Origin of the sequence: Clostridium neuense, assembly GCF_045310695.1 — a bacterium.
Classification (GTDB): domain Bacteria; phylum Bacillota; class Clostridia; order Clostridiales; family Clostridiaceae; genus Clostridium_S; species Clostridium_S neuense.
This window is the reverse complement of record NZ_JBJIAA010000009.1, coordinates 18,688-32,375: the sequence shown is the minus strand read 5'-3', so window position 1 is coordinate 32,375 and position 13,688 is coordinate 18,688. Positions and strand designations below refer to the sequence as shown.

The 13,688-nt window shown below is 31.8% G+C and carries 15 protein-coding genes; 13 read left to right on the top strand and 2 right to left on the bottom strand.

Annotated features, from left to right (window positions below):
- Positions 1-198: 198 nt before the first annotated feature.
- From ACJDT4_RS11665 to ACJDT4_RS11645, 5 genes are all read left to right on the top strand, one after another.
- On the top strand, positions 199-432 hold the full coding sequence (locus ACJDT4_RS11665) for a hypothetical protein (RefSeq protein WP_406787749.1): 234 nt from the start codon (positions 199-201) through the stop codon (positions 430-432).
- A 122-nt stretch (positions 433-554) separates the two neighbouring features.
- Complete coding sequence (locus tag ACJDT4_RS11660; protein WP_406787748.1) at positions 555-1,325, top strand: ABC transporter permease; 771 nt, start codon at positions 555-557, stop codon at positions 1,323-1,325.
- Complete coding sequence (locus tag ACJDT4_RS11655; protein WP_406787747.1) at positions 1,306-2,034, top strand: ABC transporter ATP-binding protein; 729 nt, start codon at positions 1,306-1,308, stop codon at positions 2,032-2,034. The genes ACJDT4_RS11660 and ACJDT4_RS11655 overlap by 20 nt, the downstream gene beginning before the upstream one ends.
- Before the next feature lie 126 nt (positions 2,035-2,160).
- Complete coding sequence (locus ACJDT4_RS11650) at positions 2,161-3,138, top strand: ABC transporter substrate-binding protein (RefSeq protein WP_406787746.1); 978 nt, start codon at positions 2,161-2,163, stop codon at positions 3,136-3,138.
- A 168-nt stretch (positions 3,139-3,306) separates the two neighbouring features.
- Positions 3,307-3,888, top strand: coding sequence for an ECF transporter S component (locus ACJDT4_RS11645; protein WP_406787745.1), 582 nt, complete (start codon positions 3,307-3,309; stop codon positions 3,886-3,888).
- A 104-nt stretch (positions 3,889-3,992) separates the two neighbouring features.
- On the opposite strand, the gene ACJDT4_RS11640 is transcribed toward ACJDT4_RS11645, so the two are convergent.
- Positions 3,993-4,325, bottom strand: coding sequence for a hypothetical protein (locus ACJDT4_RS11640; RefSeq protein WP_406787744.1), 333 nt, complete (start codon positions 4,323-4,325; stop codon positions 3,993-3,995).
- Positions 4,326-4,482: 157 nt separating this feature from the next.
- Between ACJDT4_RS11640 and ACJDT4_RS11635 the strand changes: the two genes are divergently transcribed.
- From ACJDT4_RS11635 to purD, 8 genes are all read left to right on the top strand, one after another.
- On the top strand, positions 4,483-4,944 hold the full coding sequence (locus ACJDT4_RS11635) for a chemotaxis protein CheX (RefSeq protein WP_406787743.1): 462 nt from the start codon (positions 4,483-4,485) through the stop codon (positions 4,942-4,944).
- Between the two features lie 321 nt (positions 4,945-5,265).
- Entirely contained in the window at positions 5,266-5,745 is a 480-nt protein-coding gene (purE, locus tag ACJDT4_RS11630) for a 5-(carboxyamino)imidazole ribonucleotide mutase (RefSeq protein WP_406787742.1), read from the top strand.
- 1 nt (position 5,746) lies between these two features.
- Positions 5,747-6,454: a phosphoribosylaminoimidazolesuccinocarboxamide synthase gene (gene purC, locus ACJDT4_RS11625; RefSeq protein WP_406787741.1), complete on the top strand. Its 708-nt coding sequence runs from the start codon at positions 5,747-5,749 to the stop codon at positions 6,452-6,454.
- 95 nt (positions 6,455-6,549) lie between these two features.
- The gene (gene purF / locus ACJDT4_RS11620; RefSeq protein WP_406787740.1) at positions 6,550-7,977 is read left to right on the top strand and encodes an amidophosphoribosyltransferase; all 1,428 of its coding nucleotides are present in this window, start codon (positions 6,550-6,552) and stop codon (positions 7,975-7,977) included.
- A gap of 22 nt (positions 7,978-7,999) precedes the next feature.
- Positions 8,000-8,998, top strand: coding sequence for a phosphoribosylformylglycinamidine cyclo-ligase (gene purM / locus ACJDT4_RS11615; RefSeq protein WP_406787739.1), 999 nt, complete (start codon positions 8,000-8,002; stop codon positions 8,996-8,998).
- On the top strand, positions 8,986-9,600 hold the full coding sequence (purN, locus tag ACJDT4_RS11610) for a phosphoribosylglycinamide formyltransferase (protein WP_406787738.1): 615 nt from the start codon (positions 8,986-8,988) through the stop codon (positions 9,598-9,600). Before purM ends, purN begins: the two co-directional genes overlap by 13 nt.
- A gap of 36 nt (positions 9,601-9,636) precedes the next feature.
- Complete coding sequence (gene purH / locus ACJDT4_RS11605) at positions 9,637-11,136, top strand: bifunctional phosphoribosylaminoimidazolecarboxamide formyltransferase/IMP cyclohydrolase (protein WP_406787737.1); 1,500 nt, start codon at positions 9,637-9,639, stop codon at positions 11,134-11,136.
- Between the two features lie 21 nt (positions 11,137-11,157).
- Positions 11,158-12,408 carry a phosphoribosylamine--glycine ligase gene (gene purD / locus ACJDT4_RS11600; protein ID WP_406787736.1) on the top strand — a complete coding sequence of 417 codons (1,251 nt, stop codon included), beginning with the start codon at positions 11,158-11,160 and terminating at the stop codon, positions 12,406-12,408.
- Positions 12,409-12,559: 151 nt separating this feature from the next.
- On the opposite strand, the gene ACJDT4_RS11595 is transcribed toward purD, so the two are convergent.
- The gene (locus ACJDT4_RS11595; protein WP_406787735.1) at positions 12,560-13,645 is read right to left on the bottom strand and encodes an acyltransferase family protein; all 1,086 of its coding nucleotides are present in this window, start codon (positions 13,643-13,645) and stop codon (positions 12,560-12,562) included.
- Between the last annotated feature and the right edge of the window lie 43 nt (positions 13,646-13,688).

Here is a 13,688-nt window from a genome sequence, read left to right as displayed (position 1 = left end):
TAAATATTTCTATTATATAATTAAATTATTCTAAGAAGTTAATTTTTTTCTTAGAATCTATCGTTGTATAGAATGATCTCCCTTATATAAAATGTTTAAACACTGGCTATTTGTCAGTGCTTTTTTTTATGATTTTTTAAAAAGGCCTTAAAACCATATTAAAAAACGGTATATAGATGTAGTTTAAAAGGGGGAAATATGAAATTTATAAATGTATATTGGATGATTAGAGATGGTTATAAAATTATAAGCCCTAAAATAGATTGCGATTTTAATATTGAGGATAAGAAAATTACAGTTTATGCTCCTTGTGTATATGTTGCAAATAAGGGATGTACATTAGGTGGTGGACTTGTAATAATTAGAGTTTCAAAAGTAAATAAAAGAACTATAATAAAATTAACAGGAAATGATTTGACTATAAATATTTAATATGTAAAAGTATTGTGGGATCGAAGTATTTCTACCTCGCAATTTAATCTTTACAAAGGAAAGTATTAGTAGTAAGATATAGCTGCAAGTTAAATATTAAACAAAGAATTTAGGAGAAAATCATGAAAAAGCTAAAGGGCTTAATTTTGCCTGCAATATTAATAATTATATGGACTATTATAAGTAACTTACATATAGTTAATGAGTACATAATACCATCTCCCCAAAAAGTATTTTTAGCTGCTTTAGAGATGATAAAGTCTGGCGAACTTGCAAAAAATATGATAATAAGCTTAGAAAGAGTAATTATAGGATTTATAATTACATTTACTATTTCTTTTTCATTAGCTGTGCTTATTGGAGCCAAGCCTAAAGCTATTCCATATGTAGAACCTTTTATGGAATTTATGAGGCACGTTCCACCTATTGCTACTATACCAATTCTCATATTATGGTTTGGAATTGGTGAAGCTTCAAAGTTATTTGTTATTTTTCTTGCTACTTTTTTTCCTATTTTCTCTAATACTTTAAATGGTGTTACCAATTATGATAAAAAGCTTTTAGAAGTGGGAGATTCATTTGGTTTTACTAATAAAGATAAATTTTTTAAAATTATATTTCCTCAGGCATTACCATCAATAATGACAGGCATTCAGCTTGGACTTGGATATAGCTGGAGAGCACTTATGGGAGCAGAACTTATAGCCGCTTCTTCTGGCATTGGATATATGATAGTTGATGCAGAACAGCTTTCAAGACCTGATATTGTCATAGTTGGAATATTATCTATAGGAATATTTGGCTATGCTATTGATTATATACTTATGAAAGTAACGTATAGGCTAGTTAACAAATATGGAAAGGAAATAGATTATGGCAGGGTTGATAGTTAAAAATTTATCAAAGACCTTTGAATTTCAAAATAAAAAAATTCAAGTATTAAAGGATATTAATCTTGATATACCGGACAGAAGCTTTATAACTATGGTAGGAAAAAGTGGATGTGGAAAAACAACTTTTCTTAGAATAGTTGCTGGGCTGGAGAGTAAAACAGAGGGACAAATTGAATTTATAAATTGTAAAGATAGAAGTAAGAAAAAGATAGGAATTGTATTTCAAGAGCCAAGACTTATGCCGTGGCTTACTGTTGAACAAAATTTGGCATTTTCCCTTATAAAGTGTAAGGATAAATCATATGTTAAGGATAAAGTTCAAGCTACATTGGAAATTTTGGGACTTGCTGATTTTAAAAAAGCTTATCCAAGCCAGATTTCAGGTGGAATGGCTCAAAGAGTTTCGCTTGGAAGAACCTTGTGTTTTGATCCGAAAATTATACTTATGGATGAGCCACTAGGAGCATTAGATGCCTTTACAAGAAAGAAACTTCAAAATGAGCTTGTAGATATCTTTATTAAGAGTGGTAAAACATTTATATTTGTAACTCATGACATAGAAGAAGCTGTATATTTAGGGCAGAGAGTTGCTGTTATGAATAATGGAATAATAACAGAAGAAATTCAAATTGACCTAGATTTTTATAGAAATCCTGAGGATGCTAAGTTTTTAGAATATAAAAAAAGTATTTTAAATATCTATAAATAAATTACTTGGGTGCAAAAAGTTGTTTACTTATACATAGAGCTTGTATGTTATCCAATCCTTCAATTCCTTTGAGGTTTGTTGGATATGGTTTCATTATATATATAATATAAGGAGGAAGGATTAAGTATGAAGATTTTAAAAAAGTTGAGTATGCTGCTTGTAGTTTCAATGATAGCAACTTTATTTAGTGCATGCGGTACTACTCAAAATTCCGAGACGAGATCCAAGAAAGATGTTCCAAAAAGCATAAGCATATCTTATGTAAAATCACCATTAAACGTACCTTCTATAGTTGAGAAAAGGGAAAAGCTATTTGAAAATGAGTTTTCAAAAGACAATATGAAAATCACTTATCCAGAAATAACAGAAGGTTCTAAAATGACGGAGGCAGTTGCAGCAGGTTCACTTGATTTTTGTAATGCAATAGGGGCAACTTCGGTTATTTTGGCAGCAGCAAATGGTGTTGATATTAAAATAATAGGTGTTTATAGTAGAGCGCCAAAAGCATTTACAATAATGGCAAAGGATCCATCTATAAAGAGTGTTAAGGATTTAAAAGGAAAAAAGGTAGTTGGACCTAAAGGCACAATACTTCATCAACTTCTCTTAGGTGCACTTGAAAAAGAAAATCTTAAAGCAAGCGATGTTCAGTTTATAAACATGGGCATACCTGATGGTGTATCAGCATTGTTGTCTGGCAGTGCAGAAGCGGCATTGGTAGCTGGTCCATCTGTTGATAATGCAAAAAAGAACGGTGCACATGTAGTAACTACTGGAGAAGGTATACTTGATGCTACTATAGTAATAGGTGTATCTGGAAAATTCCTTAAAAAATATCCTGATATAGCAAAAAGATACTTAAAAGTTCATGATAAAAGTTTAAGCTTTATGGAAAACAGTAAGGATAAAGCATACAGCTTAACTAGTGAAGAAACAAAATTATCTCTTGAGCAGGTAAAAGCCATGTATGATTTATATGATTTTAATCCTAAGGTTACCGATAAAGATATAAAAGATTTAAATGATACAAAGGATTTTTTAGTAAAAAATGGTATGCTTAAGAAGAATATTGATATAAAGAGTCTGATAGTTAATATAAAGTAAACATAGTTTATATTTTTTATAAGTCAGTATTTATTAATTTATATAAAACTGAACTAAGGATATGCTTAATTAAAATTTATTTCGTAAATTAGTATATCCATAAGTCAAAATTAAATATTTAAGATTTCGACTTATATCCAAAAAAGGAATGAGAGCGAGGTAATAGTAATGATGGAAAAAATCTATGGAAAGAAGCTTGCAACAAGACAAATTACTATGATAGGAATGTTGTTTGCTGTAACAATTGTGCTAGGGGCAACTAGACTGGGGTTTATCCCAATACCGCCATTTAATACGACGATTATGCACATCCCAGTTATAATAGGCGCCATAGTAGGAGGACCTATAGTTGGTGGGTTTATAGGACTGTTGTTTGGGGTTTTTAGCATTATACAGGCTATAAATACACCTACACCTGCGTCCTTTATATTTTTTAATCCTGTGGTATCAGTTTTACCAAGAATATTAATTGGAGTTGTTGCTTATTATGTATATGTGCTATTTAAGCGAAAATCTGAAAAAGTAGGCGCATTTTTAGGAATTGTTGCTGGTTCCTTTACAAATACTATTGGAGTTTTAGGTATGATATATATTTTTTATATGAAAGCTTATGCAAATGCGTTTCACATAAGCTATAATGCAGCAGTAAAAACACTTTTGCTTTTGGTTTTAAATGGTTTTATATCTGCAGGAATTGCTTTGGTTGTATCACTACCTATTATTATGATTGCAAAAAAACTTAAAATATAATGTAAAAAAAATGCACTGTATAGCTAAGCCCAGTGCATTTTTTATTATAGATTTTTTAAATAAGGTTGAATTTTACCATTATTTAAAGTATACCTTGCTATAAACTAATACATCCACCACCATGGCATATTATGATGATTTCCATGCTTATGACAATTATGATAGAAACATGGATAATAAGGTCTGCGGTGATGATGATGATGTTTGTGTCTATATTCATCAGAATCATCACTATCGTCTTCCCAATCAGAATCGTCATCATCGTAGGAAGGCATCATCATAGTATTGGGATTAGAATATTCACCGCTCATTGCAGGGCCCATGTTGCTCATCATAAAAGGGCAGTATGGCATTGGCTGGAATTCTAAATCTTCTTCGTCATGTTCACAAGGTTCATTACCTTTATTGTCATTCCTAATCTCGTTATCTGAATTCATAAGTAACCTCCAAATAATTTAAATACACTATATTATAATATTGAATAAAAGTAAAAATGTTACTTTTAAATTATATTTAATTGGTATATGCAGATGATATCTGATATAATATAATCACTATATTAAGCATAATTATTTTAGAGGTGATATATAAATTATGAAAGTTGAATACATAAATCCATTCGTTATGTCAAGTGTTGACATTTTAAAACAAGTATGCAATATTACCGTAAATAAAGAAAAGCTTTTTTTAAAGCATGGTTTTGCTGAGATTAAGGATATCACTATAACTATAGGGGTTATAGGAGATGTAAAGGGTAATATTGTTTTAGGCTTTGATAAAGGTACAGCCATGAGCATTGCGTCGAGAATGATGGGAGGATTTCCTGTGGACGAGCTTAACGAAATTACAGCCAGTGCTGTTTCAGAAGTTTGTAATATGATAGCTGGTCAGTCGGGTATACATTTTTCACATCAAAATACAAAGATAGATATAACACCTCCAATTATGCAAATAAATAGACCAGATGCAAAGATGAATTATATTAATCAAACAATATGTATACCATTAACGCTTGATATCGGCGGTACACTTGAACTTGACATTTCTATAGCTTAATAAAAAAAGTCACAAAAGTTTTCTTTTGCGGCTTTTTTTTTATATAAATAAACCATTTCAACTATTGTAATTAGCTGAAATCTGTTTTTGAATATGTTGGTTGTGTGAATATATATCAGTTGATAATGGAACGTTGAAAGAGGAGAGATGAGTTTTCTATATACATAAAAACACGAACAATAATAACAAAATATGCTTACATAACTGATATAGTACGAACATTAATAAAATATATAGAGATAATGTTATTGACTTATGAAAAATATTATGCTAACATGAAATTAAAGTGACAAAGGAAATTCATATAAGGAGGCAATTGTAATGAAAGTTGCTATAATATTTGGTAGCAAATCAGATACCGATAAGATGAAGGGTGCGGCTAATGCACTTAGTGAATTTGGAATAGAATATAAAGCATATGTTTTATCAGCACATAGAGTGCCAGAAAAATTAAGTGAAGTTATTAATGAGCTAGAAAAAAAAGATTTTGAATGTATAATTGCAGGGGCAGGACTTGCTGCACATCTTCCAGGAGTTATTGCTTCTCAAACAACACTTCCAGTAATAGGAGTTCCTATAAATGCTGCAGTAGATGGATTAGATGCTTTGCTTTCAATTGTTCAAATGCCAAAAAGTATACCAGTTGCTACTGTAGGAATTAATAATAGTTATAATGCAGGCATGCTTGCAGTTGAGATGCTTGCTTTAAAATATCCAGAGATTAAAGAAAAGCTTATAAAGTTCAGAAAAGATATGAAAGAAAAATTTATAAAAGACAATGAAGAGGGAGTGGAATTTTAACATGGAAAAAAGAGAAATGTTATACGAAGGAAAAGCTAAAAAGGTATACGCTACAGATGATAAGGATAAAGTAGTTATATATTATAAAGACGATGCAACAGCTTTCAACGGAGAAAAAAAAGGTCAGATAGATGAAAAGGGAGTACTTAATAACACTATTACTTCAATGTTATTTGAACTTTTAGAAAAACATGGAGTTAAAACTCACTTTGAGGAGAAATTAAACGATAGAGAACAACTTTGTAAAAAAGTTTCAATAGTACCTCTTGAAGTTATAGTAAGAAATGTAGCAGCAGGAAGCATGGCTAAGAGACTTGGACTTGAAGAAGGAACAGAGCTTAAAACAACAGTTTTTGAACTTTCATATAAAGATGATGAACTTGGTGATCCACTTATAAATGATACTCATGCAGTAGCAATCGGAGCTACAACTTTTGATGAATTAAAGAAAATTTATGCAATGACTGAAACTGTAAACAATGTACTTAAAGAATTTTTCCATAAGCAAGGAATAAAACTAATAGATTTTAAAATTGAATTTGGAAGATTTCATGATGAAGTTGTTCTTGCAGATGAAATTAGCCCTGATACTTGCAGATTATGGGATGAAAAAACAAATGAAAAACTTGATAAAGATAGATTTAGAAGAGATTTAGGAAATGTAAAGGAAGCATATGTTGAAATATTAAAGAGAATAAGCGGTAAATAGAATAGATTGCTCTATCTGTTTTGTTATAGGCTGAAGTTATTTTTGTACTTCAGTCTATATTAGGCTTGACTATAAATTGTAAGAAGGAGATAGGTATGAAAAATATGCAGTATACAGCTGAACATGAAGATATAGATAAGTTCAAAGAAGAATGCGGTGTATTTGGTATTTTTTCAAATACAAATATTGATGTAGCGCATTTAGCATACTATGGATTGTATGCACTTCAGCATAGAGGGCAGGAAAGTGCTGGAATTGCTGTTTCTAATAGTGATGAAATCAAAGTTTATAAAGATATGGGTCTTGTATCGGATGTATTTAATACTGAAATTTTGGATTCCATGAACGGAAATGCTGCAATAGGGCATGTTAGATATTCTACAACAGGTGGGAGCACAGCTGCTAATGCTCAACCTTTATTAAGCAATTTTAAACTTGGCTCTATTGCTATTGCGCATAATGGAAATCTTGTAAATGCAGATGTTATAAGAGAACTTCTTCAGGACTGTGGAACTATGTTTCAAACCTCAATAGATACTGAAGTAATATTAAATTTAATAGCAAGAAGTGCTAAAAAGGGAATAGAAAATGCTGTAGTTGATGCTATTCAAGCTGTAAAAGGCTCATATGCTATTGTAATTCTTACAAAGGATAAGCTTATAGGAGTTAGAGATCCAAATGGTATAAGACCTCTTTGTATTGGAAAATATGACGAAAGCTATGTACTTTGCTCTGAAAGCTGTGCACTTGATACTATTGGAGCAGAATTTGTACGTGATGTAAAACCTGGAGAAATTATTATAATAGATAAAGATGGCCTTAAGAGTATAAATTTTGCAGAAAGAACTAAATGTGAAACCTGCTCTTTTGAGTACATTTATTTTGCAAGACCAGACAGCGTAATTGATGGAATTGATGTTTATAAAGCAAGGCAGCGTGCAGGAGAAAAGCTTTATGAAGAGTCACCAGTTGAAGCTGATCTTGTAATAGGAGTTCCGGATTCAGGTATACCAGCAGCACTTGGTTATGCAAAGGCTTCAGGAATACCATACGATTTAGGACTTATTAAAAATAAATATGTTGGAAGAACCTTTATAGCTCCGACTCAGGAACTTCGCGAAAGAGCTGTGTCTGTAAAACTTAATCCAGTAAAATCAATGATTGAAGGAAAAAGGGTTGTGCTTATAGATGATTCTATAGTAAGGGGAACAACTAGTAAAAAACTTGTGGATTTAATAAGGGAAGCGGGAGCAAAAGAAGTTCATTTTAGAGTTTCTTCACCAATTGTAAAATTCCCATGCTACTTTGGAATAGATACACCTTATAGAAAAGATCTTATAGGTTCACATATGTCAGTAGAAGAAATACGTGATTTTATAGGGGCTGATAGTGTTGGATATTTAAGTATAGAATCACTTTTAGAAACCCTTGATAAAGATAGAACATTTTGTCTTGGATGCTTTAATGGAGTTTATCCTGTATCTGCACCTATGGAAGCAGCAAAAGACAGACTTGAAGAATAATATTTTGAAAGGTTGTGTACGAATGGTAACATATAAAGATAGTGGAGTTAATATTGAGGAAGGCTATAAATCAGTAAAGTTAATGAAGGAATATGCTTCAAAAACTTTTATACCAGGAGTTATAAATAATCTTGGCAGCTTTGCAGGCATGTTTGAAATAGGAAAAGGTTATGAAAACCCAGTTTTAGTATCTGGAACTGATGGAGTTGGAACAAAGCTTGCAGTAGCTTTTGCAACTAAAAAATATGATACTGTTGGTATAGATTGTACTGCAATGTGTGTAAATGATATATTATGCCATGGTGCAAAGCCAGTATTTTTCCTTGATTATATAGCATGTGGAAAGCTTGAAGCTGATGTAGCAGCGGATCTTGTAAAAGGAGTTTCTGATGGCTGCAGCGATGCAATGTGCGCCCTTATAGGCGGAGAAACAGCTGAAATGCCTGGTTTTTATAAAGAAGGAGAATACGATCTTGCGGGCTTTGCTGTTGGAGTAGTTGATAAAAAGGACATAATTGATGGAAGCAGAATTCAGGATGGGGATGTTCTTATAGGAATTGCATCATCAGGAATTCACAGTAACGGATACTCTTTAGTTAGAAAGCTTATAACTAACTTTGATGAAGAATTTGAAGGAAAAACAATGGGAGAAGTTCTTTTAACTCCAACTAGAATATATGTAAAACCAGTGCTTAAGCTTTTAGAAAAGTTTGAAATAAGAGGTATGGCTCATATAACTGGGGGCGGTTTTTATGAAAACATACCTAGAATGTTCAAAGGAGATTTTACAGCTGTAGTAAACAAAAACAGCTTTGAGGTTCCGGCAATATTTAAGCATATAATGTCTCTTGGAGTTGATGAAGACCATATGTTTAACACTTTCAACATGGGTATAGGGTTTGTATTGTGTGTTTCTAAAGATAAAGCAGGTGATGTACTTTCTGCTCTTAAGGAAATGGGAGAAAAAGCATATGAGATAGGATGTGTAAAAGCTGGAGGTAATGGAGTATGTTTAAAATAGCTGTTCTAATATCCGGTGGTGGAACAGATCTTCAGTCTATAATAGATGCAATTGAAAATAAGGAAATAGTGGGCGCTAAAATTGCGGCTGTCATAAGCGATAAAAAAGGGGCTTTTGGAATAGAACGTGCTAAGAAACATGGAATAAAAACTTATGTTTTCGATAGAAAAGAATATAAAGGCAGGGTTTCTGATGAAGTGCTAAATTTACTTAGGGGCAAAGTAGATTTAATAGTTCTTGCTGGATTTCTTTCTATATTAAATGGTGATTTACTTCATGAATTTAAGGATAAAATAATAAATATACACCCATCACTTATACCGTCCTTCTGCGGAAATGGAATGTATGGGCTTAAGGTTCATGAGAAGGCCATAGAGTATGGAGTTAAAATTTCAGGCTGTACGGTTCACTTTGTAGATGAAGGAACTGATACAGGAGCAATAATACTTCAAAAAGCTGTAGAGGTTCTTGATGAGGATACTGCTGAAACTTTACAAAAGAGAGTTTTAGTTGAGGAACATAAACTGTTACCTATGGCAGTTAAACTTATAGCTGAAGGAAAAATAAACAAGGTTGGAAGACATGTATCGTTAAAAGCTTGATTAACCCTATATACAGAAAGGAAGTAAGAGTTAATTATGATAAAAAGAGCAATTATAAGTGTTTTTAATAAGGATGGAGTTTTAGAACTTGCACAGTTTTTAAATGAAAAGGGAGTAGAAATAATTTCAACAGGAGGAACCTTTAAATACCTTAAGAAAAATGGAATTCCTGTAGTTGAAGTTTCAGAGGTAACAGGGTTTGATGAAATGCTTGATGGAAGAGTCAAAACACTTCACCCTTTCATACATGGAGGGATTTTAGCTGTAAGAAGCAATGAAGAGCATATAAAAGCCATTAATAACAAAGGCATAAAGCCAATAGATATGGTGGTTGTAAATTTATATCCTTTCTTTGATAAAGTAGATAGCGATATTACATTTCAGGAAAAAGTAGAATTTATAGATATCGGCGGGCCTACAATGATAAGAGCAGCAGCTAAAAATTTTCAGGACGTAACAGTACTTACAGATGTAAATGATTATAAAGAAGTAATGGAGCAAATTGAAAAAAGTGGTGAAGTAGAGTATGCTACCAAAAGAAAGCTTGCAGGTAAAGTTTTTAATTTAATGTCAGCTTATGATGGGGCTATAAGTAGATTTCTTCTTGAAGATGAATATCCAGAATATTTGACTATACCATATAAGAAGAAAATGGATTTAAGATATGGCGAGAATCCTCATCAGTCAGCTGCATTTTATGAAGCAGCAACAGGAAGTGGAGCTATGAAGGATTTTCAGCAGCTTAATGGAAAAGAACTTTCTTACAATAACATAAAGGATATGGATATTGCCTGGAAGGTAGTTTCAGAATTTGATGAACTTGTATGCTGTGCCTTAAAGCACAATACCCCATGTGGTGTTGCTATGGGAGAAACTTCTTATGAGGCTTATAAAAAGGCTTATGATTGTGATCCTACTTCTATTTTTGGAGGAATAGTTGCTTTAAATCAAACGGTTGATAAAGAAGCTGCAGAAGAAATGGTAAAAATATTTCTTGAAATAGTAATAGCACCTGATTTTACTTCTGATGCTCTGGAGATTTTAAAAGGAAAGAAAAATTTAAGAGTTATAAAAGCTGTTAAGAAGCCCTCGGATAACTTTGAACTTGCGAAGGTTGACGGAGCTATTTTAGTTCAAAGCTCAGATGATAAGCTTATAGAAGATATGAAGGTTGTTACAGAAAAAGCACCAACTGAAGAAGAAAAAAGAGATATGATTTTTGGTATGAAGGTTGTAAAGTATGTAAAATCAAATGCTATAGTAGTTGTACAAAATGGAGCTGCAAAAGGAATAGGAGGAGGACAGGTTAATAGAATCTGGCCAGCAAAGGATGCTATGGAAAGAGGAAATGGAGCTACAGTTCTTGCATCGGATGCATTTTTCCCATTTGGAGATATTGTAGAAGAAGCTTCAAAATACGGTATAAAAGCTATAATCCAACCTGGTGGCTCCATAAGGGATCAAGAGTCCATAGATGAATGCAATAAATATGGAATTTCTATGGTTATGACAGGCATAAGACATTTTAAACATTAATTAAGTTTTTGGAGGTTTATTATGAAGATTTTACTTATAGGCGCTGGTGGAAGAGAGCATGCTATGGCTTGGAAAATGGCACAAAACCCTGAAGTGGAGAAAATTTATTGTGCCCCTGGAAATGGTGGAACAGCAAAAGAAGGAAAATGTGAGAATATAGAATTATATAAAAATTGTGAACTTTTAAAATTTGCAAAAGAAAATAATATTTCGCTTACAGTGGTTGGACCGGAAGCACCACTTGTAGAAGGAATAGTTGATGAATTTAAAAAGGAAGGCTTAAGAATATTTGGACCTAGTAAGTATGCTGCAGGGCTTGAAGGAAGCAAAGCTTTCTCAAAGGACTTCATGAAAAAGTACAATGTGAAAACAGCAGAATATGCGGTGTTTACAGATGCAGAAGGTTCGCTTTCCTACTTAAAAAAATGCTCTTATCCTATAGTTATAAAAGCAGATGGTTTAGCTGCAGGAAAAGGTGTCGTTATCTGTGAAGATTATGCTGTAGCAGAAGAAACTATAAAAGCCTTTATGGTTGATGATGTTTTTAAAGGCTCAGGAAAAAAAGTTGTAATAGAAGAATACTTAGAAGGTGTAGAAGCCTCTATTTTGTCCATAACAGATGGTAAAACTATACTTCCTTTTGTGTCAGCTAAAGATCATAAGCAAATTTTTGATGATAATAAAGGACCTAATACAGGTGGAATGGGAGCTATTGCACCAAACCCATATTGTACAAAAGAAGTTCTTGAAAGCTTTGATAAGGATATTTTAAAGCCTACTCTAAAGGGAATACAAGAAGAAAACATGGATTTTACAGGAATAATCTTCTTCGGGCTTATGATAACTAAAAAAGGAGTTTATCTTCTTGAATATAATGTTAGACTTGGTGATCCAGAAACTCAAGTTGTGCTTTATCTAATGAAAAGTGATTTAGTAGATATTATAAACGCAGCTTTAGATAAAAGATTATCAGACTTTGATCTTCAATGGTATGAAGGAAATGCATGCTGCGTAGTTGCTGCTTCCAAGGGATATCCTGCTAGCTACAAGACAGGCTATGAAATAACAGGTATAAATGATGTAGCTGATAAAGTTTTCTGTGCAGGGGTTAAGCTTAAAAATGATGCTTACGTAACTGATGGTGGAAGAGTGCTTTGTACTTCTGCTAGAGGAAAGAGCTTAGATGAAGCAATAGATAAAGCCTACAGCGACATAAAAAAGGTTGAGTTTGAAGGAATGTATTATAGGCATGATATAGGAAAAGTGAAATAACATTTCTTTGAAACATTAAAAACTTCAATAAATCTAATATGAAAAAATCGTAAAATCCTAAGATATCTCAATAACTTGCTGGAAAAACGCTCGGATAAATTGAAATATCTAAGTATTTTACGATTTTTTTATCAAGATTTATTGAAGTTTTTTACATGTTTTGTATCTTATTGTTTGAGGTTAGTATTGGTTTTCGCATTAATTTAAATAATTTGTTAAACAGGAAGGATACTAATATTACAAGTGCAAGATAAATATAAACAGTATAGCTTCCTTTTATTTTTATACAGTTAAAGTATAAGATGAAAATTTTCATATGAATAAGGTATATTTCATATGCTATACCTCCAATAAAGAAAAGTGGCTTTGAAGTTATTTTTACTTTAAATAAGAAGCAAAGCATAACAAAAACAAAGCATACTGAGGATATTGTGTTAAGTATAATAGAAAATACAGATGGAACGAAGTGACCCAAATAAAATGTCACAGCAAAACAAATTAATGCTAAAGTAGAAAAAAAAGCATAATTTCTTTTAATGAAACTTATGAATTTATCATAATTTAAAGCTATATAAACACCTATAGGAAAGCAGAAGGCTGTATTATACCACCACTCACCAAATCTAAAGAGGATTAAAGTAAAGAAATATACAAAAGAATAAATTAAAATTACTTTTGGAGCGGCTTCTGCATTTAAAAATTTAAAGCATAGATAGAATACTATATAAAATAGCAGAATTGAAATTACAAACCATTGAGTAGAATCTATTAAGTTTAAACCGGAAAGATAAAGTAATATTTGTATTAGGCTAAACTTAGAATTGAATAAGGATAACGCAAATATTAGAGTGATAGCGTTTACTAAAATGAATGGTAAATAAACTTTGGTTAACCTTTTGGAAAAGAAATTATTTAGATAATTATTTTTTTGTAATTTAGACATGGTTAATCCATATCCTGATAAGAAAAAGAAAATACTTACTGCAAGATGTCCAAAAAAAGTGTATGGTAACATCAGTTTAGGAGGTTGTATTCTAAGTGCAATGTGGTGTAAAATTATGACTGTAATACATAAGCCTTTTATACAATCGGTTAATGGTTTAGATAGAAATTCAGTATTATAGGTTTTAGTGCTAAATATTATTGATTTATAAAACACTAATAAAGGCACAATTAAAAATGCCAATAAGTAGATATAAGCATTTTGAGTAAAGCTTAGCTTGAAATCTAATGGCATGGTAACATCTCACTTTCTAAATTAACATTATTTTAATTATATG

Bases quoted from the DNA above. Each gene is read 5' to 3' on its own strand.
- ACJDT4_RS11665 (WP_406787749.1), top strand. From the start codon at position 199: ATGAAATTTATAAATGTATATTGGATGATTAGAGATGGTTATAAAATT.
- ACJDT4_RS11660 (WP_406787748.1), top strand. From the start codon at position 555: ATGAAAAAGCTAAAGGGCTTAATTTTGCCTGCAATATTAATAATTATA.
- ACJDT4_RS11655 (WP_406787747.1), top strand. From the start codon at position 1,306: ATGGCAGGGTTGATAGTTAAAAATTTATCAAAGACCTTTGAATTTCAA.
- ACJDT4_RS11650 (WP_406787746.1), top strand. From the start codon at position 2,161: ATGAAGATTTTAAAAAAGTTGAGTATGCTGCTTGTAGTTTCAATGATA.
- ACJDT4_RS11645 (WP_406787745.1), top strand. From the start codon at position 3,307: ATGATGGAAAAAATCTATGGAAAGAAGCTTGCAACAAGACAAATTACT.
- ACJDT4_RS11640 (WP_406787744.1), bottom strand. From the start codon at position 4,325: ATGAATTCAGATAACGAGATTAGGAATGACAATAAAGGTAATGAACCT.
- ACJDT4_RS11635 (WP_406787743.1), top strand. From the start codon at position 4,483: ATGAAAGTTGAATACATAAATCCATTCGTTATGTCAAGTGTTGACATT.
- purE (WP_406787742.1), top strand. From the start codon at position 5,266: ATGAAAGTTGCTATAATATTTGGTAGCAAATCAGATACCGATAAGATG.
- purC (WP_406787741.1), top strand. From the start codon at position 5,747: ATGGAAAAAAGAGAAATGTTATACGAAGGAAAAGCTAAAAAGGTATAC.
- purF (WP_406787740.1), top strand. From the start codon at position 6,550: ATGAAAAATATGCAGTATACAGCTGAACATGAAGATATAGATAAGTTC.
- purM (WP_406787739.1), top strand. From the start codon at position 8,000: ATGGTAACATATAAAGATAGTGGAGTTAATATTGAGGAAGGCTATAAA.
- purN (WP_406787738.1), top strand. From the start codon at position 8,986: ATGTTTAAAATAGCTGTTCTAATATCCGGTGGTGGAACAGATCTTCAG.
- purH (WP_406787737.1), top strand. From the start codon at position 9,637: ATGATAAAAAGAGCAATTATAAGTGTTTTTAATAAGGATGGAGTTTTA.
- purD (WP_406787736.1), top strand. From the start codon at position 11,158: ATGAAGATTTTACTTATAGGCGCTGGTGGAAGAGAGCATGCTATGGCT.
- ACJDT4_RS11595 (WP_406787735.1), bottom strand. From the start codon at position 13,645: ATGCCATTAGATTTCAAGCTAAGCTTTACTCAAAATGCTTATATCTAC.